The sequence below is a fragment of the Corynebacterium comes genome (genome assembly GCF_009734405.1).
Taxonomy (GTDB): Bacteria; Actinomycetota; Actinomycetes; order Mycobacteriales; family Mycobacteriaceae; genus Corynebacterium; species Corynebacterium comes.
In genome coordinates this window covers 1,169,308-1,190,936 of the sequence record NZ_CP046453.1, presented here as the reverse complement: position 1 = coordinate 1,190,936, position 21,629 = coordinate 1,169,308, and the positions used below count along the sequence as shown (strand labels likewise).

Sequence of the window (21,629 nt, the reverse complement as noted above, 5' to 3'; positions counted from 1 at the left end):
GCGATGTCTTTTCCAAGGGGACGCCAGGCCCGGCACACCTACGGGGCACTCAACGTTGACCACGCTGGCCCCGGAGGGCCGACAACACTCCCGCCGTGCCCCCATCCGGGGAAGCACCGCTAAGAGGCGTCCGCCACCCAGTCATAGGTGCGGCCGCGCTGATACAGCAGCGGGCGGGCGTCGTCCCGGGTGCCGCACTCGGCGACCGAGACGGTGAGGATGGTGTGGTCCCCGCCCGGGAACGCGTTGACGATCTCCCCGGCGAACCAGGCGGCGGCGCCGTCGATCAGCGCGACGCCCCGGCCGCGGCGGAGGACGTCCACCCCGGCGAAACGGTCGATGCCGCGGATGGCGAACTGCCTGGCCAACCCGCCCTGCCCCTCCGCCAGGACGGAGACGCCGACGGGTGCGCCGACCGTGAGATGCGGCAGGGACGTTGAGCCGTTGTCCACGCTGAGCACGACCATCGCCGGTTCCAGCGACAGCGATGAGAAGGCGCTGACGGTCAGGCCGACGTCCTCACCCCCGGAACGCGTGGTCACGATGGTGACGCCGGAGGGGAAGGTCCCCACGGCCGCCCGCAGCTGGTCCCCGGTCACGGTGAGATCGGCGCACGTCATCTTCTAGTTCTCCTTCTGGGCCTTCGCGCGGCCCAGCTCCCACTTGAGCTGGGTCTCGGACGGGGACTGTACCGGGATGAAGGCGGCCTCACGGAAACGACGGGACGCCGGGGAGCTCTGGGCATAACCGGCGCCGCCGGCCACGCGGACCTCCAGGCCGGTGGCCGCACCCGCGACCTCCGCCGCGGCGAGGCGCAGCTCGAGCAGCGCGACCCGGTCCACCACGGAACCCTCATCGATGGTGGAGGCGGTGAGTTCCTGCGCCTGGATGAGATGGGTGACCCGGTCACGGACCTGCTCCACATCCTCCTTGAGGACCTCGTTGATGCCGCTCAGGCGGGTGGCGGCGGCGCTGATGGCGGCGTCGGCCACACCGAGGCACTCGGAGGTCTGCAGGATCATGAAGGTCGGGCGCACCGCGGAGATGAAAGCCTCGAAATCGCGGGAGAGGATCTGCTCCTCCGGCACGAAGACGTCCTCGAGGGTGACCCACGCCGAGGCGGTGGCGTTGAGTCCCAGCAGCGCGAACGGGGTTCCCAGCGTCACACCTTCGGCGTCGCCGTCGAAGGCCAGGAGCAGGCGCTCCCCCGCCGGGGTGCGGCCGGCGGTGACGATCACGGCGTCATCAGCCAGGTTGGACGCCCAGGCCAGGCGGCCGTTGAGACGGATGCCGCCGTCCACGGGGGTCGCGGTCAGATCAATGGTGCCTGCACCGGCGGCCTCCTTGAAGGCGGGTGCCATCCCGGTGACGCCCGGACGCTCGCCGGCCTCCAGGGACGGGAGAATGCGGTGGGCGTAGTCGGTGTCCGCGGTCCGCAGGTAGGTGATGACCATGGTGTGCGCCCAGATGCCGAAGGCGACGGACAGGTCCTCACCGGAGATCTGGCGAAGCTGACGGGCGGTGTCGCGCAGGCTGTCGCGGATGAACAGCTTCTGCTCGCCGAGCAGCTCCAGGCCGTAGCGGGCCGGGATCTCGTTCTTGTCAACGGCCTTCGCGTTCTCCGCGATCCTCTCCAGGATGGCTGTGGTCATGCTCAGACCAGCTCGGAGGTCAGGTTGGCCGGACGGGTGTAGGTGTTGACCACGGGCGACCACTTGATGGCGTCCTTCTGGATCTGGTCGAGGGTCTCGCGGTCGGCGTCGCCCTCGAGGTCGATCTTGACGCGAACGTCGGACACGCCGGGACGCTTGTCCTCGGCGAGGTCGCCCACGCCCCAGGTCGGGGACACATCGATGTCGGACTCGATGTCGATGGCGATCTTGGTCAGGGTGACGCCACGGTGGGTGGCGATGGCCTGGATGCCCACGGAGATGCAGGCCGCCAGGCCGGCCTGGGCGATCTCGGTGGGGTTCGGGGCGGTGTCATCGCCCAGCAGTGCCGGCGGCTCGGAGACGAGCACCGGATCCAGACCGCGGACCCGGGTGTAGTTGCGGAACTTGCCGTCAGCCTGCGTGTGGGTACGAATGACCTTGCGTCCACCCTCGGGGTTGTTGATGTTCTTCTCCGCGAGCTGGGCGAGCTTCTCCGCATCGATGGGCTCGAGCGGCTGACCCTGCTGGTGGTTCGGGGTGAGGTCGGACATGGATGTCTCCTTTATGCGAAAGCTGGCTTTACTTTCAGAGAGACTAACCTAGCTTGTATATAAATGCCATACCGCTCAGTCTGCAATTGCAGTCCACCCCGTCCGGAACGCCCATTGTGCAGGGCTTTCCCCGTCGATCCGAATGAATAAAAGGCCCCCACCGCACACATGCGATGAGGGCCCTCTCCCGGTCCGGAGACCAGTCAGTCTAGTTCAGGTCGAGCTGGACGGCTGCGGTGGCGCCCAGCGACTCGGCGATCTGCTTCTCCAGGGAGGCCGGGACCTCTCCGTCGACACGCAGGATGAGGATGGCGCCGTCACCCTTGGCTGCCTGGGTCAGAGCGGCGGCCTCGATGTTGATGCCGGCCTCGCCCAGCTGGGAGCCGACCTTGCCCAGGGCACCCGGGGCGTCGGTGTACTCCAGGAAGAGGTTGCGGCCCTCGGCACGCATGTCCAGACCGCGGTCGTCGATACGCACGATCTTCTCCACGCGGTCCAGGCCGGTGAGGGTGCCGACCACGGTACGGGAGGAGCCGTCCGAACCGATGGCCTTGACCTCGACCGAGGAACGGTGGGTGGTGGACTCGGTGGCGGTGTCCACCTTGTAATCGAGACCGCGGGTCTCGGCGATGTTCGGGGCGTTGACGAAGGTGACCGGCTCGTCGGTGGTGGCGGAGAACAGGCCACGCACGGCGGAGAGGCCGAGCACGGACAGGTCATCCTCGGTGGACAGCTCGCCGCGGGCCACGACCTCAAGGTCGACCGGGGCGGCGTCGAGAAGCTGACCGGCCAGCAGGCCGAGCTTGCGGGTGAGCTCCAGCCACAGGGCGACCTCTTCGCCGACACGACCGCCGGAGACGTTGACGGCGTCCGGGACGAACTCGCCGGCCAGTGCCTTGAGCACGGATGCGGCGACGTCGGTACCGGCGCGGTCCTGGGCCTCCTCCGTGGATGCGCCCAGGTGCGGGGTGACAACGACCTGCGGCAGCTCGAACAGCGGGGAGTCGGTGCACGGCTCGGTGGAGAACACGTCGAAGCCGGCGCCCCAGATGTGACCGGACCTGATGGCGTCCGCCAGTGCCTGCTCATCAACCAGGCCGCCGCGGGCGGCGTTGATGATGATCTGGCCCTTCTTGGACTTGGCGAGCAGCTCGGCATTGAACATGCCGGCCGTCTCCTTGGTCTTGGGAAGGTGGATGGTGATGATGTCGGCGCGGGAGACGAGCTCATCCAGCTCGACGAGCTCGACGCCGAGCTGTGCGGCGCGGGTCGGGTTCGCGTACGGGTCGTAGGCGATGATGTCCGTCTCGAAGGCCGACAGGCGCTGGGCGAACAGCTGACCGATGTGACCGAAACCGACGACGCCGACGGTCTTGCCGAAGATCTCCACACCCTTGAAAGCGGAGCGCTTCCACTCGCCCTGACGCAGGGTCGCGTCTGCGGCCGGGATCTGGCGCACGGTGGCCATGAGCAGGGCGATGGCGTGCTCGCAGGCGGAGTGGATGTTCGAGGTCGGAGCGTTGACGACCATGACGCCACGCTCGGTGGCTGCGTCGATGTCGACGTTGTCCAGCCCGACGCCGGCACGGCCGACGATCTTCAGCTTCGGGGCGGCCTCGAGGACCTCGCGGGTGACGGTGGTCGCGGAACGGACCAGCAGAGCGTCAGCCTCCGGGACGGCGGCGAGCAGCTCCGGGGTGTTCGGGCCGTCGACCCAGCGCACCTCCACGGCGTCTCCGAGCGCGTCTACGGTGGACGGTGCCAGTTTGTCGGCAATAAGGACGACGGGCTTGCTCACGGGTGTGTACTCCTGCTTCGTAAATGAGGGCGTGGAACGTATGACACTTTAGTCGGTGCATGTTGGGGTCGTGCCACGACCTGCTCATTTATGAGCCAGGCCACGTCGGGGACCACCCCCGTTCACTCGCGGAACGCGTTGGGACCTTCGTCACCCCCGCTGTAATCGAGGTCGTCGACGTCCCTGACGACCGGCTTGCCCATCGCGTGTTCCACCATCCCGAGGAACCGGACCCGGCGGTCGCGGAGGAAGGCGTGGAAGTCGGAGCGGTGCAGCAGTTCCGGGTCGAGTTCATGGGTGGCCAGGACGGTGTCGAAGTCGGCGTCGTCGAGAAGCGATTTCGTCTGCACCCGCGAGAGGTACTGCGTGGGCGAGTAGCCCTCGATGACCACCTCGGTGCGTTTGCCCATGGGAGTGCGGTTGAGCACGCTGTCCGCCACGACCGGCTCAATGTGGTTGTCCCGGCACCATTCTGCGGGGAACACCCGGTGGAAACCAGGCTGAAGGTCGGGGAAGGTCCAGCGGTCGAAGGGCTGTGAGGTACGCCAGTCGCGGGCGCCGCGCCCCATCAGCAGGGCATAGATCCCCTGGTACACCCCGGAATTCTCCCGCACCGAGAACAACCTGGACTCGGAGAAGGTGGCGTCGCCGATCGTCCTGGGCGTTTCCGCGGAAGCGTCGCAGATCCAGGAGGTGACCTGGTCGACGTCCCGGGCAGCACGGTTGGTCACGGCGGCTGAGCCGTAGAGCTCGCCGAGGATGCCGCACCAGAACCACTGGTTGAGCCTGTCCCACGCCCGGGCGGACGCCAGTGCCCTCGGGGTTTCCGCCAACCGGGCGAAGATGACGGCCAGCGGTATCAGCTGCGCGGTGTACGGCACCTGCTCGATGGTGAGCATGCAGCGCTGGGAGAGGAACTCCGCGGTCTCGCGGAAGGTGATCCGCAGCTCGGCCCGCGCCTGCAGATAGTCCGCCAACGTGAGGTTGAGGATGTCCTCACGCTGTCCCTTCGCCTGCCCCTTGCGGGAGGTGACCAGCAGGGAGACGGCGGTGAGGAAGTCGGTCCGCTCGACCCCGTCGAGGGCCGGGTACCGGCGCAGCTCCCGTTCCGTCTGCTCCCAGTCCTGCACCATGGAGAAGTCCGGGTCCTCGGTGCCGAAGACAGCGGTGAGCAGTTCAAACACGTCCATCTGCAGGCCGGCGGAGTTCGCCTGGGCGAAGATGGAGCCGATACCGGTCTGGGCGGTTTCCCGCGCCAGCCGGATCATCGGGATGTCGTAGGCGGCCAGGGGTTTGACGGTGCGGTCGTAGAAACGCTTCACGTCCTCCCGGGCGCCGGGATCGTGGGCGGCGACGTCGAAGAGGAGGTCCGTGCCGGCCTCCCAGAGCAGGGCCGACACGGGGATGCACCCGTGGGCGATCGCCGCCTCCCGGTCCGTGATGCCGCCGGGGATCTCCGGCCCGAAGTGGGACCTCACGCTGCCTTCCTCGTCGACGGAGAACACCGCCTCATCGGGCATCACCTCGGATTCCACCGCGCGGGAGACGTCGACGTAGAAGGTGCGGCGGATCCGCTTGGAACGGAAATCGACGGTGTCCACCGCGCCGTCCCCGCGCAGGCAGTGGTAGAGGGTGGTCAGGCGCTGCTGGCCGTCGAGAAGCAGCAGCCCCGGCGATGACGTCGGGGCGGGCGCGCCGGCGATCGGCCGGGGACGGAAACGCAGGGGGGCGTTCCGGGTGTCCAGCGACAGCAGCGAGCCGACGGGATAACCACGCAGGACCGTCACGACGAGCGCCCTGATGCGGTCGACGTCCCAGGAGTAGGACCGCTGAAAATCAGGGAGCTGGAGATCCCCGCGGTCGATGCGGGCGAAAAGATCTGGCAGGTCGTAGCTCGGCGTGGTGAAACCCATGGCGATGAGTCTATCCCCGGCGGTGGGGCCGCGCTGCAGGGCACGGTGAATGAAAGTTCGACATGGCGGCATACCGAGCTGTACAGTGGTCAAGTCCCGATAAAGACCGTTCTGTCTACCTCTTCCGAACCGGAGGTTCCACGTGGCCATATTCACCCGGCGCACTTTCCTCGGCGCCGCCGCCCTCGGCACACTCGGGGTGCTCGGCGGCAGGGCCGTCGGCGCCATGCCCGCCGGCCCGGACGCCGGGGATGCGCTGACCATCGGCTACGTCCCCATCGCGTGCTCCTCCCCGCTGCTCGCCGCCGACGCCCTCGGCGCCTTCCAGCGCCGCGGCCTCAACGTCCGGCTCCGCCGCTTCGCAGGGTGGGCAGACCTGTGGTCCGCCTACCTCACCGGACAGCTGCACGTCACCCACATGCTCTCCCCCATGGCCGTGACACCCACCTCCCGGCCCACCACGCTGGCGTACACACTCAACACCAACGGTCAGGCCATCACCGTGGCCTCCCGTCTCCACTCCGAGGTCAACGGACTCGCGGATCTGAAGGGACGCGTCATCGGCATCCCCTTCGAGTACTCCATCCACTCGCTGCTGCTCCGCGACCAGCTCGCCGCCCACGGCGTCGACCCCGTCGCCGACCTGGAGCTGCGGCTCCTGCGCCCGGCCGACATGGTCGCCCAGCTCGAGGTCGGCGGGATCGACGGGTTCATCGGCCCGGAGCCCTTCAACCAGCGGGCCCTGGCCACCGGTTCGGGCCGCGTCCTGCACATGACGAAGGAGTTCTGGGACCGCCACCCCTGCTGCGCAATCGCCATGGGCGACGACTGGCGGCAGGCCCACCCGGGAGAAGCCCTCGCGGTCACCGACGCACTCGCCGAGGCCTCGTCATTCCTCAACGCCCCGGGCAACCACACCGAGGCCGCCGACATGCTCTCGCGCGAGATCTACCTCAACCAGCCCGCGGCGCTCATCTCCCCGGTGCTGCAGGGTGCCTACAGGAACTGGGCGGGTGAGGACGTCATCGACCCCGAACGCATCCACTTCGGCGACGCCACCGACCCCGCAGCCACCGCCTGGATGCGCCGGCAGCTCACCCGTTGGGAGCTCGCATGAATGACCGCGTGAAGGCCGGCCTCCTCGGCCTGGCGATGTTCGCCCTCTTCATCCTCGGCTGGCAGGGCGCGGTCTCCGCAGGCCTGCTCGCCGACCTCGCCCCCACCCCTGGTGGTGTGTGGACGCGCGGCGTGGAGATCCTCTCCGACCCCTTCTACCGGGAAGGCCCGGGCAGCGTCGGAATCTTCTGGCACCTGCTCACCAGCCTGCGGCGCGTCCTCATCGGCTTCCTCATCGCCGCGCTGATCGCCATCCCCCTGGGCTTCCTGCTCGGCCGCCTGCAGATCCTGCGCTGGGCCGTGGATCCGCTCATCCAGATCCTGCGCCCGGTCTCCCCCCTGGCCTGGCTGCCCATCGGCCTCGCCCTGCTTCTCGACGCCGAGCGCACCGCCGTCTTCGTCATCGTCCTGTCCGCGTTGTGGCCGATCCTCATCAACACCATCGACGCCGTCCTCCACATCCACCCGACCTACCTCAAACTCACCTCCACCCTGGGCACCCCGCTGTGGCTGGCCGTCACCCGGGTGTGGCTGCCGGCCACCCTGCCCGGCATCATCACGGGCCTGCGGCTCTCGCTGTCCACCTCCTGGCTGGTCATCATCGCGGCGGAGATGCTGGTGGGAGGTCAGGGCATCGGCTTCTTCGTGTGGAACATGTGGAACCGTCTGGACATCGACGCCATCGTCGTCGCCATCGTCCTCATCGGTCTGACCGGCCTCATCCTCGACCACCTCATCGGAGCACTACAGAAGACGGTCCGTTATGACTAACACGATCACCCTCGAGAAAATCACCCGATCCTACGGCCCGACCCGCATCATCGCGCCCACCTCCATCGACGTCTCCCCCGGCCAGTTCGTCTCCCTCCTCGGCCCCTCCGGGTGCGGAAAATCCACGATCCTGTCCATGATCGCCGGGCTCGATCATCCCTCCACCGGGGAGATCACCGTCGACGGCCGCAGCGCCGTCGTCTTCCAGGACCACGCCCTCCTGCCCTGGCTCACCGCCCGCGGCAACATCGAGTTCGGCCTGCGCTCCGTCCGCCCGGAACTCTCCGCGTCTGAACGTCGCCAGATCGCCGACCGCCACCTCGACATGGTCGGCCTCGCCCACGCCGCCGACCGCCGCCCCGCCCGCCTGTCCGGCGGCATGCAGCAGCGTGTCGGCATCGCCCGCGCCTTCGCCGTCGAACCCGAGATCCTGCTTCTCGACGAACCCTTCGGCGCCCTCGACGCCCTCACCCGTCGGGAGCTTCAGCTGCAGCTGCTGGGGCTCTGGGAGGCGGACCGCCGTACCGTCGTCATGGTCACCCACGACGTGGATGAGGCGATCCTGCTCTCCGACCGCATCCTCGTGATGTCCCCCTCCCCCGACGCCACCGTCATCGCCGACATCGCCGTGGACCTCCCCCGCCCCCGCCACGACGTCGAGCCGCCCGCCGAGCTTCGCCGTGAGCTCCTGGGCCTGCTGCACCCCTGATCCGGGCGGCCGTGTGTCAGCCCCCGTTCCCACGGCCACCCGGAACAGTGGGCCACGCGGTCTTCAGGGACTGAGGGGGCGAAGCCTACCCGCTAACCGGTACGCCAATCCGTCCACACCGCCTGCGCACCCGTATGGCCGGTGACCACCACCTGGTAGATCGCAACCAGCCCGGTCAGCACAGTGAGCACCTGCATCGCCAGGACCAGCCAGCGGGTGTCCCGCAATGTGGTCAGCAACCGCACTTTTGAGCCCACCCATGGGCCAGTGACGGCGACCGACAGCACCACCGCGATGGTGTACATGGCGACGGCGATCTCGAGTCGCTCCCCCTGCTCAGCGTGAGCCTGGATCAGTGGGCCGGGCGGCAGGGCGCGTTCCAGGGCTTCTCCTGCGCTGGCGGTGAACACCGTCAGTCCCGCCGCGAGTACCGCCAGGACCATGACCGGCCACTCCAGGAGGCGTCTCCACGGCGGGCGCAGGGCGTAGACAATACCGCTGACGGCAGCCATCGGAACGATGACGACCGCCGCATGGAGCAGGAGGATGTGAGTGGGAAGACCAAGAATCTCCAGCATGGGTAGGCCTTTCAGGTCTGTTGCCGTCACGTGCCAGGGAGAACACGACTGGCTTCGGGGATCTCCCTGAACTCAGACAGTACGCCCGAGGTCTGAAGGGTTGATGTGAATTGACCGGGTGAATCACGTCGTTTCAGGGGATCCAGTCGAGTGCCGGCAAAGGGAAGGTGACCTGGTCAGAAGGGTCCCCCATGATGTTCAGGCCCTGTGTCATATCGATGATCAGCCGAGGGAATGGAGGCTGAACGCAGCCAGGAACCCCAGAGAGGCGATCAATCCCGAGTAGAGGGAAGCCTCTTCGAAGGCCTCGGGGACCATGGTGTCGGTGATCATCGCCAGGATCGCTCCGGCAGCCAGGGCATTGACGAACGCAAGGGAGGTCGGGGCAGCATTGTCAAGCAGGAGGTAGCCGGCTGAAGCAGCAACACCTGAGAGGACGGAGATCCCACCCCAGATGCCGAAGATGTAGGCGGGTCCGCGACCGGCGTTTTTCATACCGGCGGTGCTGGAGAGCCCTTCGGGGACATTGGAGATGAACACCGCAGCGAGCATCGGGATGCTCAGGCCCCCGCCCGTGAGAAAGCTCAGCCCCAGCACCATGGATTCCGGGATGCCGTCAATCAGGGCGCCCAGGGCGATCGCAGCTCCGCCGCTCTCCCCGGCTGAGGGCTGCTGGTTTCCGGATCGTTTGCGGTGGCGGGCCCCGCGACGGGCGAGAAGGATATTCAGGCCGACATAGACCAGCGCTCCGCCCAGAAACCCGGAGGCGGTGGCCACCAGTCCGCCCTGCTCCACCGCTTCCTGCACAAGCTCGAAAGACAGGGCAGAGATCAGGACCCCGGCGCCGAAGGCCATGACCACCGCGACCACACGGGTCGGTACGGAGATGAACCAGGCGATCGCGCTGCCCAGCAGCAGCGCAGCCCCCGCGCTAAGGCCCGCTCCGCCTGCAGCCAGCCAGTCTGGCATCTGCCTGTCCTTTCCACGATGATCGCATCCTCCACGGGGTCGGAATACACCCACGGTCCGGTCACATGCTCTTTTCACCTGCTGAGAGGGGTGACAGCCACTGCCGGATGACAGTTCCTGGATCCCGATCCGGAAATATCACCGCCCGCCCTTGGGGAGCTGGTCAGCGTCTGCCTCCAGGTCTCGTGGGCCGTGAAGGGTCGGTGAGGTTGTCGGACGGGTTCTTCCCCCGCGATTGTCGCCGCTTTCCCTGCACGGGGCTCAGGTCAAACAATTCCTGGTAGCGCATCTGCTGGTACTTCCAGCGTTGCGCCATGGTCGACTTCGACCCCACCCGGCTTTCAGGGTTGACCGGGTCCTCCCCGAGAACGGGGTCCTCGCCAGCCTGGTAGGTGTCGGTCCACACCTGGATCACCGCCCAGGCCACGGCGGCCAGGGGGACGGCGAGGACGGCCCCGAAGAATCCGCCGACCAGGGTGCCCACAGCCAGTGCCAGCAGCACAACGATCGCGTGCAGGCTCAGGGTCCGCCCCATGATGACGGGTTGAAGGAGATGACTCTCCAGTTGATTGATGGCGATGGCCAGGGCAACGATAATCAGTGCGGTGACCAGGCCATTGGTCACCAACGCCACCAGTGCGGCCAGAGTGGTGGCGAAGGTGGCGCCGATGATGGGCAGGAAACCCAGGACGAACACGATGACTGCCAGGGGCAACGCCAGAGGGACTCCGAGCAGTGCCAACGGCACTCCGATCACCACAGCCTCAATGACGTTGATGATCACCGTGCCACGCACGTAGCCGCCGAGGATCTGGATGGTGCGGTCCCCGGACTCGGCGAGCTTCGCCCGGGTGTCCCCGTGGAACCACCGCAGGGTGAAGTTCCATATCTTCGGCCCGTCCTTGAGGAAGAAGAACAGGATGACGATCATGAGGATCAGCCCGGTGACCGCTTCCGTGGCGATGGTGATCCCGGTCACGGCACTTCCGAGGAATGTGCCGCTGGCGATCAGCCCGGTGGCCCGCTGCAGGGCATTGTCGACGGCGCCGGTGTCAACGGGTAGTGGCCCGGACATGATGAACTGCTGGAGCCGGTGCCACCCCTCCACCGCGGAGGTGGACAACGAGTCCCACTCAGTGCGGACCGCGAAGACGATTTCCGTGACCACTCCACTCAACAGGGTGAAGATGCCCACGAACACGACTCCGGTGGCCGACAACCGGGACCAGCCCTTGCCCACCAGCCATCTGACCAGCGGGTAGACGGCGGAGGCGAAGACCAGCGCCACGAATGCCGCGATCATCACGAGGTAGACCCGCAGCAGGAGCCACACCACGCCGGCGGAGACGGCCGCGATGAGCAGGACCTGGCCGCAGCGGGTGGCGGCCCTTCCCACGGTGTCGGACCAGAGGGCGACCACCCCGGCGGGAGCGGGTTGCCCGGGAACAGGCCCTGACGGGGGCGGAGGCTGCATGTGGCGGGGATTGTTCGGGGTGGTCATCCCAGGTACCTCCTGAAGAGGGTGGATCCAGTGGAATCGTCGAGGCGATGGTCCGTGGGCTTCGCCGAACTACAGGTGCAGTTCGGATCCCAGCAGGATGGTTCGCGTGGGTGGAAGGTGGAAGATTTCGGTGCGGTTGGCCTGATTCTTCTCCAGAGCGAGGAACAGTTTCTGCCGCCAGTCACGCAACCGGGGCGTGCGCGGCGGCCGGAGGGTGAGCACCGAGAGGAAGTACAGCGCCTGGTCCAGGTCGATGTGCAGCTCAGGGCTCTGGTCGAGGGCCAGGGCAAGATTGCGGGGGATATCCTGGTCATCGATGAATCCGACCCGGATGGTCACGTGCACGATGCCATCCGCCGTCGAGCCGATGTCGTCGACCCGGATCCGCTCTGCAGGGCGTACGTGCGGGACGTTGGCATGGACGAGTCGCACGATGACCACGTGCTCATGGAGCACGTGGAAGTCTCGGACGAGTCTGACCAGGGCGAGTGGGGTGGTGTCGGGGCTGGCGTGCGGGAACACCACTACACCGGGAACCCGCCGAACCCGCGTCGACCGCAGGGCATCCACGAACGGCAGGAGGGGGCCTTCCAGCTCGCGGCGAATCGTCGAGACCCGGTCACTGCCACCCAGCCAGGTTGTCATGACCAGCACCACCGCCGCGGCTATCAGCAGCGGCAACCAGCCGCCGGCGAAGAGTTTGGTGACGTTGGCGGCGAACAGCGCGATCTCCAGTAGTCCGATCAGCGTCGCAAAGGCAGCGATCTTCCACCAGCCCCAGCGCCAGACGGCGGAGGCGAAGAGCAGGAACAGGAGAGACTCCAGGACCAGGGTCCCGGTGACCGCCAGACCGTAGGCGTTGGCCAGCTCGGCGGAGGAGGCGAAGAGCAGCACCAGGGCCATGACGGCGACGAACAGGCCCCAGTTGACCATCGAAAGATAGATCTGTCCCTCTTCTCGCCGGGAGGTGTGTTTCACCGCCAGTCGGGGCAGCAGGCCCAGACGGATGGCTTGGCGGGTCACGGAGAAGGTCCCCGAGATCACCGCCTGGGAGGCGATGATGGTCGCGATGGTGGCGAAAATGACCAGGGGAATCTGCAGGGCCGGCGGAGCGAGGTAGAACATGGGGTTGGCCACGGCTTCAGGTGTGGAGATGACCAGTGCGCCCTGCCCCAGATAGACGAGCACGAGGGCCGGCATCGCGGCCGTGAGCCAGGCCAGGCGCATGGCCCTGGCACCGAAATGCCCCAGGTCGGCGTAGAGCGCCTCAGCGCCGGTGACCGTCAGCACCACCGCGCCCAGCAGGACGAATGCCTGGAATGGATGACGCAGCACCAGCTCGATCGCCCAATGTGGGGAGAGACTCACCAGGATCTGGGGGTGGGCGATGATCTGCGGGATGCCCAGCAACGCCATGGTGGCGAACCAGGCGAGCATGATGGGGCCGAAGGCGCGGGCCACCTTGCCGGTGCCGAAGGGTTGGACGGCGAACAGGAGGGCGAGCACCACCACGGAGACGGGCACGACCAGTCGTCCCAGGTCGGGTGAGACCACGGACAGTCCTTCGACGGCGCTGAGCACGGAGATCGCGGGAGTGATGACCGCATCCCCGTAGAACAGGGCGGCGCCGAGCATGCCGAGGAGGGTGACCGCCGTGCCCAGGTTCCTGCGTCCGGTGAGATGACGTCGCAGCAGCGCGACCAGGGCAAGGATGCCACCTTGACCGTCGTTGTCCGCACGGGTCACCAGCAGCACATATTTGACGGTGACGATGATGGTGATAGTCCACAGGACCATGGAGATGATCCCGTAGACATTCTGTGGATCGGGGGTGATCGCGTTGTGTTTCATGCTGAAGGCGGTGTGCAGGGCGTACAGCGGGCTGGTGCCGATGTCACCGAAGACCACCCCGAGCGCACCGAGCGCGAGCGGCCAGGACGCCGGCTGGGCCCTTCCCTCTGACCCGCCGACTTTGCCTGCCGACGTGGCGGAGGTGGGTACTGCATTCTCCGGGGACTGCTGGGGGGAACCGGCCGAGGTGCGGGGCCGAGAATTGTCCATGGCATAAGTGTGCACCTGCGGGAGGCAGTTGGCTACGGGTTGAGCTGATCCCCTGGGAGCCCCGTGTCGCCGACCGGGATACACCGTCGCATGAAGGAAAGCCAGGGGCCCGGCCACCTACGATGTGTAGGAGGCCGGGCCCCTGTGACTAGTCAGCGCTACCGGTGTTTAGGCGGTTGCGGTGAGCGGGTTCTTGACCCAGCTCATGAGGTCGCGCAGCTTGGCGCCGGTCTCCTCGATCGGGTGCTCGGCGTACTGCTTGCGCAGGCCCTCGAGCTCCGTGTTGCCGTTCTCGACGTTGGCGATCAGGCGCTTGGTGAAGGTGCCGTCCTGGATGTCGGTGAGGATGTCCTTCATGCGGAGCTTGGTGTCGGCGTCGATGACGCGCGGGCCGGAGAGGTAGCCGCCGAACTCAGCGGTGTCGGAGACCGAGTAGTTCATGTTGGCGATGCCGCCCTCGAACATCAGGTCAACGATGAGCTTGAGCTCGTGCAGAACCTCGAAGTAGGCCATCTCCGGCTCGTAGCCGGCCTCGGTGAGGACCTCGAAGCCGGTCTTGACGAGCTCCTCGGTGCCACCGCAGAGCACAGCCTGCTCGCCGAAGAGGTCGGTGACCGTCTCGGCCTCGAAGGTGGTGGGGATGACGCCTGCGCGGGCACCACCGATGGCGGCGGCGTAGGACAGTGCGAGAGCCTGGCCGTCGCCCTTCGGGTCCTGGTCGATGGCGATCAGGCAGGGGACGCCCTTGCCGTCGACGAACTGGCGGCGGACGAGGTGGCCCGGGCCCTTCGGGGCGACCATGCCGACGACGACGTTGTCGGCGGGCTTGATCAGGTCGAAGTGGATGTTCAGGCCGTGGCCGAAGAGCAGCGCGTCGCCGTCGTTGAGGTTCGGCTCGATGTCGTTGGTGAAGATGCTGGCCTGGGAGGTGTCCGGGGCGAGCAGCATGATGACGTCAGCCCAGGCGGCGGCGTCGGCGTTGGTCTTGACCTCGAAGCCGGCCTCCTTGGCCTTCTCCGCGGACTTGGAGCCCTCGCGCAGGCCGATGATGACCTCGACGCCGGAGTCACGCAGGTTCTGCGCGTGGGCGTGGCCCTGGGAGCCGTAGCCGATGATGGCGACCTTGCGACCCTGGATCAGGGAGAGGTCAGCGTCGGCATCGTAAAGCAGTTCAATAGCCATGGGAGAAATTCTCGCCTTTCGTCTTATACAGATACTGATGTCGTTTGTACCACATCATGAGACAGGGGTACCTCACATGGTGGACGTAATATACAGAACGTCTCACCCGGTGAGATTGGGGGTTGCTACTTGGAGGGTGCCAGCGTCTTCGGTCCGCGGTTGAGCGCAATCTGACCGGACTGGACGAGCTCGCGGATGCCGAAGGGCTCGAGGACCGCCAGCAGCGCACGGAGCTTGCCCGGGGTGCCGGTGGCTTCGATGACCACGGACTCCTGGGCGACGTCGACGACACGGGCGCGGAAGATGTTCGCGGCGTCCACCACCTGCGGGCGATTGGTGTTGTCTGCGTTGACCTTCACCAGCATGATGCCGCGGGCGATGGTGGTGTCCTCCTCCAGGCGGACGACCTTGAGCACCGGGATGATCTTGTTCAGCTGCTTGGTCACCTGCTCGATGACCAGTTCGTTGGCGTCGACCACAATCGTGATGCGGTTGATTCCCGCGGTCTCGGTGTTCGCCGAGACCAGCGAAACCAGGTTGTAGCCACGACGGGTGAACATGCCGGCCACGCGCGAGATGATGCCGTCGACGTCCTGGACGAGGACGCTGAGCGTGTTACGGACGATATCGGTGGGAGCCATGTTCCTAGTTCTCCTTCTGCTCGAACGACTCGTCGATGACCTCATCGATGGCGGCCGGGGACTCGCCGGCGGACTCCTCCTCGTCGAAGAACGGGCGCAGGCCGCGCGCGTACTCGATGTCCGAGTTGGAGGCGCCTGCGGCGACCATGGGCCAGACCTGCGCGTCCTCGCCGACGATGAACTCCACGACGACGGGGCGGTCGTTGATCTCACGCGCCTTCTGGATGGCCGGGATGACCTCCTCGGCCTTGGTCACCCGGATCGCCGCGCAGCCGAGTGCCTCGGAGAGCTGGACGAAGTCCGGGATGTAGGTGTCGCCGGACCCCAGCTTGGTGTTGGAGTAGCGGCCCTCATAGAACAGGGTCTGCCACTGGCGGACCATGCCCAGGTTGCCGTTGTTGATCAGGGCGACCTTGATCGGGAAGCCCTCGACGGCGGCGGTGGTCAGCTCCTGGTTGGTCATCTGGAAGCAACCGTCTCCGTCAATGGCCCAGACCTCCTTGTCCGGCAGGCCGGCCTTCGCGCCCATGGCGGCAGGCACGGCGTAGCCCATGGTGCCCAGGCCGCCGGAGTTGAGCCAGGTGCGCGGCTGCTCGAAGTCGATGAACTGCGCGGCCCACATCTGGTGCTGGCCGACGCCGGCGACGTAGATGGCGTCCGGCCCGACCTCCTTCGACAGGGTCTCGATGACGAACTGCGGGGCGAGCATGCCATCGGCCTGCTCCTCGTAGCCCCGCGGGAAGCGCTCCTTGAGATCGGTGAGGTACTCGACCCACGGACCGATGGCCGGAAGGTTGAGATTCTTCTGGGAGCGGTAGGTGCGCAGCAGCGCGGAGAGGACCTCGCGGGCGTCGCCGACGATCGGTACGGCAACCTCGCGGATCTTGCCGATCTCGGCCGGATCGATGTCCGCGTGGATGACCTTGGCGTCCGGGGCGAAGTACTCGAGGTTGCCGGTGACGCGGTCGTCGAAACGCGCGCCGATGGTGATGAGCAGGTCGGAACGCTGTATCGCCCCGACGGCCGGGACGTTGCCGTGCATGCCGGGCATGCCCATGTGCAGCGGGTGGGACTCCGGGAAAGCGCCCAGTGCCATGAGGGTGGTCACGACCGGAATGCCGGTGTACTCGGCGAATTCCAGCAGCTCCCGGTTCGCGTCGGCCTTGATGACGCCGCCGCCGATGTAGAGGCAGGGGCGCTCGGCCTCGGAGATGAGCTGGACGGCCTGGGTGATCTGACGGGAGTGCGGCGTGGTGACCGGCTTGTAGCCCGGCAGGTTCATCTTCGGCGGCCAGACGAAGTCGAACTCGGCGTTCTGGATGTCCTTCGGGACGTCCACCAGGACGGGGCCCGGGCGACCCGTCAGTGCGAGGTGGAATGCCTCGGCCAGGGTGCGGGCGATGTCGTTGGGGTCGGTGACCATGAAGTTGTGCTTCGTGATCGGCATGGTGATGCCACGGATGTCCGCCTCCTGGAAGGCGTCCGTGCCCAGCAGGCTCCGGCCGACCTGGCCCGTGATGGCGACCATCGGGACGGAGTCCAGGTTGGCGTCAGCCAGAGGGGTGACCAGGTTGGTGGCACCCGGGCCGGAAGTGGCGATGCACACACCGACCTTGCCGGTGACCTGTGCGTAACCGGTGGCGGCGTGACCCGAACCCTGTTCGTGGCGCACCAGCACGTGGCGCAGTTTGGTGGACGAGAACAGGGGGTCGTACAAGGGGAGGATGGCTCCACCGGGCAGACCGAAGACGATGTCGGTGCCGAGCTCCTCAAGGGACCGGACGATCGCCTGGGCACCGGTCATCCGCTCCGGGGCGTCTGCGACACCCGGGGCCTTCTTGGCGACCGTGGCCGGGGTGGGCGATTGCGAAGCTGCCACGTTATTTAGCTCCTAATTCACAAGGACAATGCAGTTGGGAACGCGACCCGGCAACCATCCCCGTAGGTGTGGGAAGGCAACCACCGGATTGCAGGCGGTGACAAAAGTTGTCTGTGACCACTGATGACCACTAATGACAAAGCCCCCGAACAGGCACTGATGATGGGTGCTGTCGAGGGCGCTTGTCGGTACGACCGGGTAGGGAGTCGTTACGGCAGGCGCCGCGCAGCTACTACCACGAGTCGAATATTGATCATGATCACGATCATACACACCGGTTTGCGGATAGTCGTATCGTGGTCGGCATGCTCGTCACCACCTATCTGCTCACCAGCGCCTGGCGGTGGGTCGCCGATGAGGGTCTCACCCTCGCGATCCTGCTCGTCATCGCACTCCTGATCCCCCGTGTCGCCCGCTTCGTGCAACGATGGCTGGCCCGCGGAATCGAGGAGAACACCGACGCCGACGAGTCGAAGGCCCGTCTGGCGCTGACCGGAGTGGGCGTCTACATCGCCCAGATCGTCGCCTTTTTTGTGCTGCTGGTTTTCCTCCTGCAGACCCTCGGATTCTCCCTCGCCGGCGCCGCCATCCCCGCCACCGTGGTCTCCGCGGCCGTCGGTTTCGGCGCGCAGTCGATCATCGCCGACTTCCTCGCCGGCCTGTTCATCCTCACGGAGAAGCAGTTCGGCGTCGGCGACTGGGTCCGTTTCGAAGGCAACGGCATCGTCGTCGAAGGCACCGTCATCCAGGTCACGATGCGCGCCACCCGGATCCGCACGCTCGCACAGGAGACGGTGATCGTCTCCAACTCCACGGCGCGCGTGGCCATCAACTCCTCCAACTACTGGTCCCGCGCCGTCGTGGTCATGCCCGTCCCGCTACTCGGCTCCACCGACACACAGGAGGCCATCGACCGCTCCGAGGCCGCCACGCGCCGCGCCCTGCGCCGTCCCGACGTGGCTAAGGAGCTCATCGGCGAACTCGACGTCCACCCGGCCGTCAACGTCACCCCACCCGCAACCGTGGGCATGCCGTGGACCATGGACATGCGCTTCATGATCCAGGTCCAGGCCGGTTCCCAGTGGCTGGTCGAACGCGCCATCCGTGCAGAGATCCTCGACGAGTTCTGGAATGAGTACGGCTCCGCCCCCACCATCACCGGCGAGGTGAAGGACCGCGTCGAATCAGTCACCCGCAACGCCATGTCCGGCGCCCCGCTCATCGACGCCCCCATGCCCGGCACCCATGACTCCGCCGGCGACGAGGAGTCGACCGTCCCGCCGGGCTTCGCCGACGAAGAGGGCCGCGATCCGGCCGTCGTCGAGCGCGGCCCCCAGGGCGACGAGCCCGAGGACACCGTGGAGGATGAAACCCCCGCCGGCGGCGTCTTCCGCCACGACTCCCCCACCTCCGGCTGGCAGCGTCTGGCCTCCGTCGGCGGCCGGGTGCGTGCCTCCACGATGTACCTCTTCGTCACGCTCTTCGTTCTGCTCCTGCTCAAGGGCCTGACCGTCGACGCGGGTGAAGGCGGTGAGGGACCCACCGGGATTCTCGCCCCGCCGTCGGTGAATACCGCCCCCGCCACCCCGCCCGCCGCGCCCACGCCGACCCCCCTCCCCGAGACCACCCTGCCCACCGAACCTGTCACCCCGACGACCACGCAGCCGACCGCCACCCCGGAGGGCACCGCGACCCCGACTCCGTCGCCGCGGCAGGTGCCGGGACAGGCGCCGAGAGAGGTCCCGGGACAGGCGTCGACGCCAACCCCCCAGCCGGAATCAACTCCGGAACCGACCCCGGAGACCGGGACGGGGACGGGGACACAGCCGCAGCTCACCCCGGACACTGGCGCGCCGAGCATCCTCAACTAGCATTGGCCGCATGAGTTCAGACGCTGCGAACGCAGATTCCGTGCAGTTCAGGCCGGAACGCACAAACATCCTCGCCGCCGTACTGATGATCGCCATTGCCCTGCTGGCCGTCGGTGCTGCCCCGCTGTACCTGTTCTGGGTCCTGCTCATCCCGGCGGCCTTCCTCTTCTGGGTCCTGCGGGCACGGACGACCGTGGGTGAACGCGGCGTCGACATCCAGTACGCCTTCCGCGGATCCCGGTCCGTCGGCTGGGACAGGCTGGCCGGAATCGGTTTCAAGGGCTCGCGGGCACTGCTGACCACAAAGGACGGCAGGAAGTACCCGATGCCCGGCATCACCTTCAACTCCCTGCCGGAGCTGTCAGAGGCCTCCCGGGGTCGGATCCCGGACGTACTCACCTCCGCCCGGGAGGCGGCCGACGACAAGGTGACCATCATCCGACGTGACGGGGAGCAGATCCTCATAACCAAGGAGGAGTACGCTGCTCGTCAGGCCGAGAGGGAGGCCACCGCGGGTTCCCACAACGGTGAGTCCGAGAATCGTCCCGCGAAGAACAACCCCGATAACACAGATACTTCAAGGAGCAGTCAGTGATCCCGCTTCGTTCCAGAGTCACCACCGTCGGACGTAACGCCGCAGGCGCCCGAGCCCTGTGGCGCGCCACCGGCACCAAGGAAAACGAATTCGGCAGGCCGATCGTCGCAATCGTCAACTCCTACACCCAGTTCGTCCCGGGTCACGTGCACCTGAAGAACGTCGGCGACATCGTCGCTGACGCCGTCCGCGCCGCCGGCGGCGTGCCGAAGGAGTTCCACACCATCGCCGTCGACGACGGCATCGCCATGGGTCACGGCGGCATGCTCTACTCGCTGCCCAGCCGTGAGATCATCGCCGATTCGGTCGAGTACATGGTCAACGCCCATACCGCCGACGCCATGGTGTGCATCTCCAACTGCGACAAGATCACCCCGGGCATGCTCAACGCCGCGCTGCGCCTGAACATCCCCGCGGTCTTCGTCTCCGGTGGCCCGATGGAGGCCGGCAAGGCCGTCGTCGTCGACGGCGTCGCCCAGGCCCCGACGGACCTGATCACCGCGATCGCCGCCTCCGCGAACGAGGCCATCTCCGATGCGGACCTGAACACCATCGAGGAATCCGCCTGCCCCACCTGCGGCTCCTGCTCCGGCATGTTCACCGCCAACTCGATGAACTGCCTCACCGAGGCACTGGGTCTGTCGCTGCCGGGCAACGGCACCACCCTGGCCACGCACTCCGCACGCCGCCGCCTTTTCGAGGAGGCAGGTGACACCATCGTCGAGCTGTGCCGCCGCTACTACGGCGAGGAGGACGAGTCTGTCCTGCCCCGGAACGTCGCCACCAAGAACGCCTTCCGCAACGCCATGGCACTGGACATGGCCATGGGTGGTTCGACCAACACGATCCTGCACACCCTGGCCGCCGCGCAGGAAGGCGAGATCGACTTCGACCTCAACGACATCGACGAGATCTCCCACCAGGTCCCGTGCCTGTCCAAGGTCGCCCCGAACGGCATCTACCACGTCGAGGACGTCCATCGCGCCGGTGGTATCCCCGCGATCCTGGGCGAGCTGCGTCGCGCGAACCTCCTCAACGAGGACGTCCACACCGTCACCTACAACTCCCTCGGCGAATGGCTCGACGACTGGGACGTCCGCGGGGGCAAGGCCACCGACAAGGCGATCGAGCTCTTCCACGCCGCCCCGGGTGGCGTGCGCACCACCGAGCCCTTCTCCACGGACAACAGGTGGACTTCGCTGGACACAGACGCGGAGAACGGCTGCATCCACGACGCCGAACACGCCCACTCCGCCGACGGCGGCCTGGTGGTCCTGCGCGGCAACCTCGCACCGAACGGTTCCGTGCTCAAGACCGCCGGAGTCAAGGAGGAGCTCTGGACCTTCACCGGTCCGGCGCGCGTCGTCGACTCCCAGGAGGCGGCCGTCTCCACCATCCTCAAGCGTGAGGTCCAGCCCGGCGAGGTCGTGGTCATCCGTTACGAGGGTCCGGCCGGTGGCCCGGGCATGCAGGAGATGCTGCACCCGACGTCCTTCCTCAAGGGCGCCGGCCTCGGCGAGGCCTGCGCGCTGATCACGGACGGCCGCTTCTCCGGTGGCACCTCGGGCCTGTCCATCGGCCACATCTCCCCGGAGGCCGCCCACGGTGGCCTGATCGGACTGGTCCGCAACGGTGACCCGATCACCATCGACGTCCACACGCGTCGTCTCTCGCTGGATCTGCCGGACGAGGAGATCGAGGCCCGCCGCGCCGAAATGGAGGCCAGCGAGAAGCCGTGGACCCCGAACCGCGAGCGCGTGGTCTCCAAGGCACTGCGTGCGTACGCCTCCATGGCCACTTCGGCCGATAAGGGTGCCGTCCGACAGGTCGACTAACATCGGC

18 protein-coding genes are annotated in these 21,629 nt (G+C 67.0%); 6 read left to right on the top strand and 12 right to left on the bottom strand.

The window, feature by feature from the left end; all coding sequences use genetic code 11:
• Window positions 1-119 precede the first annotated feature (119 nt).
• The 5 genes from CETAM_RS05755 to CETAM_RS05735 all read right to left on the bottom strand — a co-directional run bounded on the left by CETAM_RS05755 (window position 120) and on the right by CETAM_RS05735 (window position 5,914).
• Window positions 120-620 (bottom strand): flavin reductase family protein, encoded by a 501-nt coding sequence (locus CETAM_RS05755; RefSeq protein WP_156227830.1) that lies wholly within the window; start codon window positions 618-620, stop codon window positions 120-122.
• A 3-nt stretch (window positions 621-623) separates the two neighbouring features.
• On the bottom strand, window positions 624-1,652 hold the full coding sequence (locus CETAM_RS05750; protein ID WP_156227828.1) for an acyl-CoA dehydrogenase: 1,029 nt from the start codon (window positions 1,650-1,652) through the stop codon (window positions 624-626).
• A gap of 2 nt (window positions 1,653-1,654) precedes the next feature.
• A complete protein-coding gene (locus tag CETAM_RS05745) occupies window positions 1,655-2,203 on the bottom strand; it encodes an OsmC family protein (RefSeq protein WP_156227826.1) in 549 nt (182 codons plus the stop codon).
• Window positions 2,204-2,411: 208 nt separating this feature from the next.
• Window positions 2,412-4,001, bottom strand: a complete 1,590-nt coding sequence (gene serA / locus CETAM_RS05740; RefSeq protein ID WP_156227824.1) for a phosphoglycerate dehydrogenase — start codon at window positions 3,999-4,001, stop codon at window positions 2,412-2,414.
• Between the two features lie 122 nt (window positions 4,002-4,123).
• A complete protein-coding gene (locus CETAM_RS05735) occupies window positions 4,124-5,914 on the bottom strand; it encodes a GmrSD restriction endonuclease domain-containing protein (protein WP_156227822.1) in 1,791 nt (596 codons plus the stop codon).
• Between the two features lie 142 nt (window positions 5,915-6,056).
• On the opposite strand from CETAM_RS05735, the gene CETAM_RS05730 reads away from it, so the two are divergent.
• Genes CETAM_RS05730 through CETAM_RS05720 form a run of 3 tightly spaced genes read left to right on the top strand, consistent with a single transcriptional unit; the run spans window position 6,057 to window position 8,510 of the window.
• The gene (locus CETAM_RS05730) at window positions 6,057-7,031 is read left to right on the top strand and encodes an ABC transporter substrate-binding protein (protein WP_156227820.1); all 975 of its coding nucleotides are present in this window, start codon (window positions 6,057-6,059) and stop codon (window positions 7,029-7,031) included.
• Complete coding sequence (locus CETAM_RS05725) at window positions 7,028-7,801, top strand: ABC transporter permease (RefSeq protein WP_156227818.1); 774 nt, start codon at window positions 7,028-7,030, stop codon at window positions 7,799-7,801. The genes CETAM_RS05730 and CETAM_RS05725 overlap by 4 nt, the downstream gene beginning before the upstream one ends.
• On the top strand, window positions 7,794-8,510 hold the full coding sequence (locus tag CETAM_RS05720; RefSeq protein ID WP_156227816.1) for an ABC transporter ATP-binding protein: 717 nt from the start codon (window positions 7,794-7,796) through the stop codon (window positions 8,508-8,510). Before CETAM_RS05725 ends, CETAM_RS05720 begins: the two co-directional genes overlap by 8 nt.
• Before the next feature lie 92 nt (window positions 8,511-8,602).
• On the opposite strand, the gene CETAM_RS05715 is transcribed toward CETAM_RS05720, so the two are convergent.
• From CETAM_RS05715 to CETAM_RS05685, 7 genes are all read right to left on the bottom strand, one after another.
• Complete coding sequence (locus tag CETAM_RS05715) at window positions 8,603-9,088, bottom strand: DUF2231 domain-containing protein (RefSeq protein ID WP_156227814.1); 486 nt, start codon at window positions 9,086-9,088, stop codon at window positions 8,603-8,605.
• Window positions 9,089-9,310: 222 nt separating this feature from the next.
• The gene (locus tag CETAM_RS05710; RefSeq protein WP_156227812.1) at window positions 9,311-10,057 is read right to left on the bottom strand and encodes a ZIP family metal transporter; all 747 of its coding nucleotides are present in this window, start codon (window positions 10,055-10,057) and stop codon (window positions 9,311-9,313) included.
• 163 nt (window positions 10,058-10,220) lie between these two features.
• On the bottom strand, window positions 10,221-11,558 hold the full coding sequence (locus CETAM_RS05705) for an AI-2E family transporter (RefSeq protein WP_156227810.1): 1,338 nt from the start codon (window positions 11,556-11,558) through the stop codon (window positions 10,221-10,223).
• 69 nt (window positions 11,559-11,627) lie between these two features.
• Window positions 11,628-13,619, bottom strand: coding sequence for a potassium transporter Kup (locus CETAM_RS05700; protein ID WP_156227808.1), 1,992 nt, complete (start codon window positions 13,617-13,619; stop codon window positions 11,628-11,630).
• Window positions 13,620-13,787: 168 nt separating this feature from the next.
• Window positions 13,788-14,801, bottom strand: a complete 1,014-nt coding sequence (gene ilvC, locus CETAM_RS05695) for a ketol-acid reductoisomerase (protein WP_156227806.1) — start codon at window positions 14,799-14,801, stop codon at window positions 13,788-13,790.
• Window positions 14,802-14,926: 125 nt separating this feature from the next.
• A complete protein-coding gene (ilvN, locus tag CETAM_RS05690) occupies window positions 14,927-15,442 on the bottom strand; it encodes an acetolactate synthase small subunit (RefSeq protein ID WP_156227804.1) in 516 nt (171 codons plus the stop codon).
• A 4-nt stretch (window positions 15,443-15,446) separates the two neighbouring features.
• Window positions 15,447-17,246, bottom strand: coding sequence for an acetolactate synthase large subunit (locus CETAM_RS05685; protein ID WP_407923966.1), 1,800 nt, complete (start codon window positions 17,244-17,246; stop codon window positions 15,447-15,449).
• 380 nt (window positions 17,247-17,626) lie between these two features.
• Here CETAM_RS05685 and CETAM_RS05680 point away from each other — a divergent pair, with 380 nt between their 5' ends.
• From CETAM_RS05680 to ilvD, 3 genes are read left to right on the top strand one after another with little or no spacing between them, the layout of a single operon-like run.
• Window positions 17,627-19,192: a mechanosensitive ion channel family protein gene (locus tag CETAM_RS05680; RefSeq protein WP_156227800.1), complete on the top strand. Its 1,566-nt coding sequence runs from the start codon at window positions 17,627-17,629 to the stop codon at window positions 19,190-19,192.
• Window positions 19,193-19,202: 10 nt separating this feature from the next.
• Window positions 19,203-19,787, top strand: coding sequence for a PH domain-containing protein (locus CETAM_RS05675; RefSeq protein WP_156227798.1), 585 nt, complete (start codon window positions 19,203-19,205; stop codon window positions 19,785-19,787).
• The gene (ilvD, locus tag CETAM_RS05670; RefSeq protein WP_156227797.1) at window positions 19,784-21,622 is read left to right on the top strand and encodes a dihydroxy-acid dehydratase; all 1,839 of its coding nucleotides are present in this window, start codon (window positions 19,784-19,786) and stop codon (window positions 21,620-21,622) included. The genes CETAM_RS05675 and ilvD overlap by 4 nt, the downstream gene beginning before the upstream one ends.
• Window positions 21,623-21,629 lie beyond the last annotated feature (7 nt).

Excerpts from the sequence above, each read along its gene's own strand:
- CETAM_RS05700 (WP_156227808.1), bottom strand. The coding sequence starts at position 13,619 with ATGGACAATTCTCGGCCCCGCACCTCGGCCGGTTCCCCCCAGCAGTCC.
- CETAM_RS05675 (WP_156227798.1), top strand. The coding sequence starts at position 19,203 with ATGAGTTCAGACGCTGCGAACGCAGATTCCGTGCAGTTCAGGCCGGAA.
- CETAM_RS05745 (WP_156227826.1), bottom strand. The coding sequence starts at position 2,203 with ATGTCCGACCTCACCCCGAACCACCAGCAGGGTCAGCCGCTCGAGCCC.
- ilvC (WP_156227806.1), bottom strand. The coding sequence starts at position 14,801 with ATGGCTATTGAACTGCTTTACGATGCCGACGCTGACCTCTCCCTGATC.
- CETAM_RS05705 (WP_156227810.1), bottom strand. The coding sequence starts at position 11,558 with ATGACCACCCCGAACAATCCCCGCCACATGCAGCCTCCGCCCCCGTCA.
- CETAM_RS05750 (WP_156227828.1), bottom strand. The coding sequence starts at position 1,652 with ATGACCACAGCCATCCTGGAGAGGATCGCGGAGAACGCGAAGGCCGTT.
- CETAM_RS05755 (WP_156227830.1), bottom strand. The coding sequence starts at position 620 with ATGACGTGCGCCGATCTCACCGTGACCGGGGACCAGCTGCGGGCGGCC.
- ilvN (WP_156227804.1), bottom strand. The coding sequence starts at position 15,442 with ATGGCTCCCACCGATATCGTCCGTAACACGCTCAGCGTCCTCGTCCAG.
- CETAM_RS05685 (WP_407923966.1), bottom strand. The coding sequence starts at position 17,246 with ATGACCGGTGCCCAGGCGATCGTCCGGTCCCTTGAGGAGCTCGGCACC.
- CETAM_RS05720 (WP_156227816.1), top strand. The coding sequence starts at position 7,794 with ATGACTAACACGATCACCCTCGAGAAAATCACCCGATCCTACGGCCCG.
- CETAM_RS05715 (WP_156227814.1), bottom strand. The coding sequence starts at position 9,088 with ATGCTGGAGATTCTTGGTCTTCCCACTCACATCCTCCTGCTCCATGCG.
- CETAM_RS05725 (WP_156227818.1), top strand. The coding sequence starts at position 7,028 with ATGAATGACCGCGTGAAGGCCGGCCTCCTCGGCCTGGCGATGTTCGCC.
- CETAM_RS05735 (WP_156227822.1), bottom strand. The coding sequence starts at position 5,914 with ATGGGTTTCACCACGCCGAGCTACGACCTGCCAGATCTTTTCGCCCGC.
- CETAM_RS05710 (WP_156227812.1), bottom strand. The coding sequence starts at position 10,057 with ATGCCAGACTGGCTGGCTGCAGGCGGAGCGGGCCTTAGCGCGGGGGCT.
- CETAM_RS05680 (WP_156227800.1), top strand. The coding sequence starts at position 17,627 with ATGCTCGTCACCACCTATCTGCTCACCAGCGCCTGGCGGTGGGTCGCC.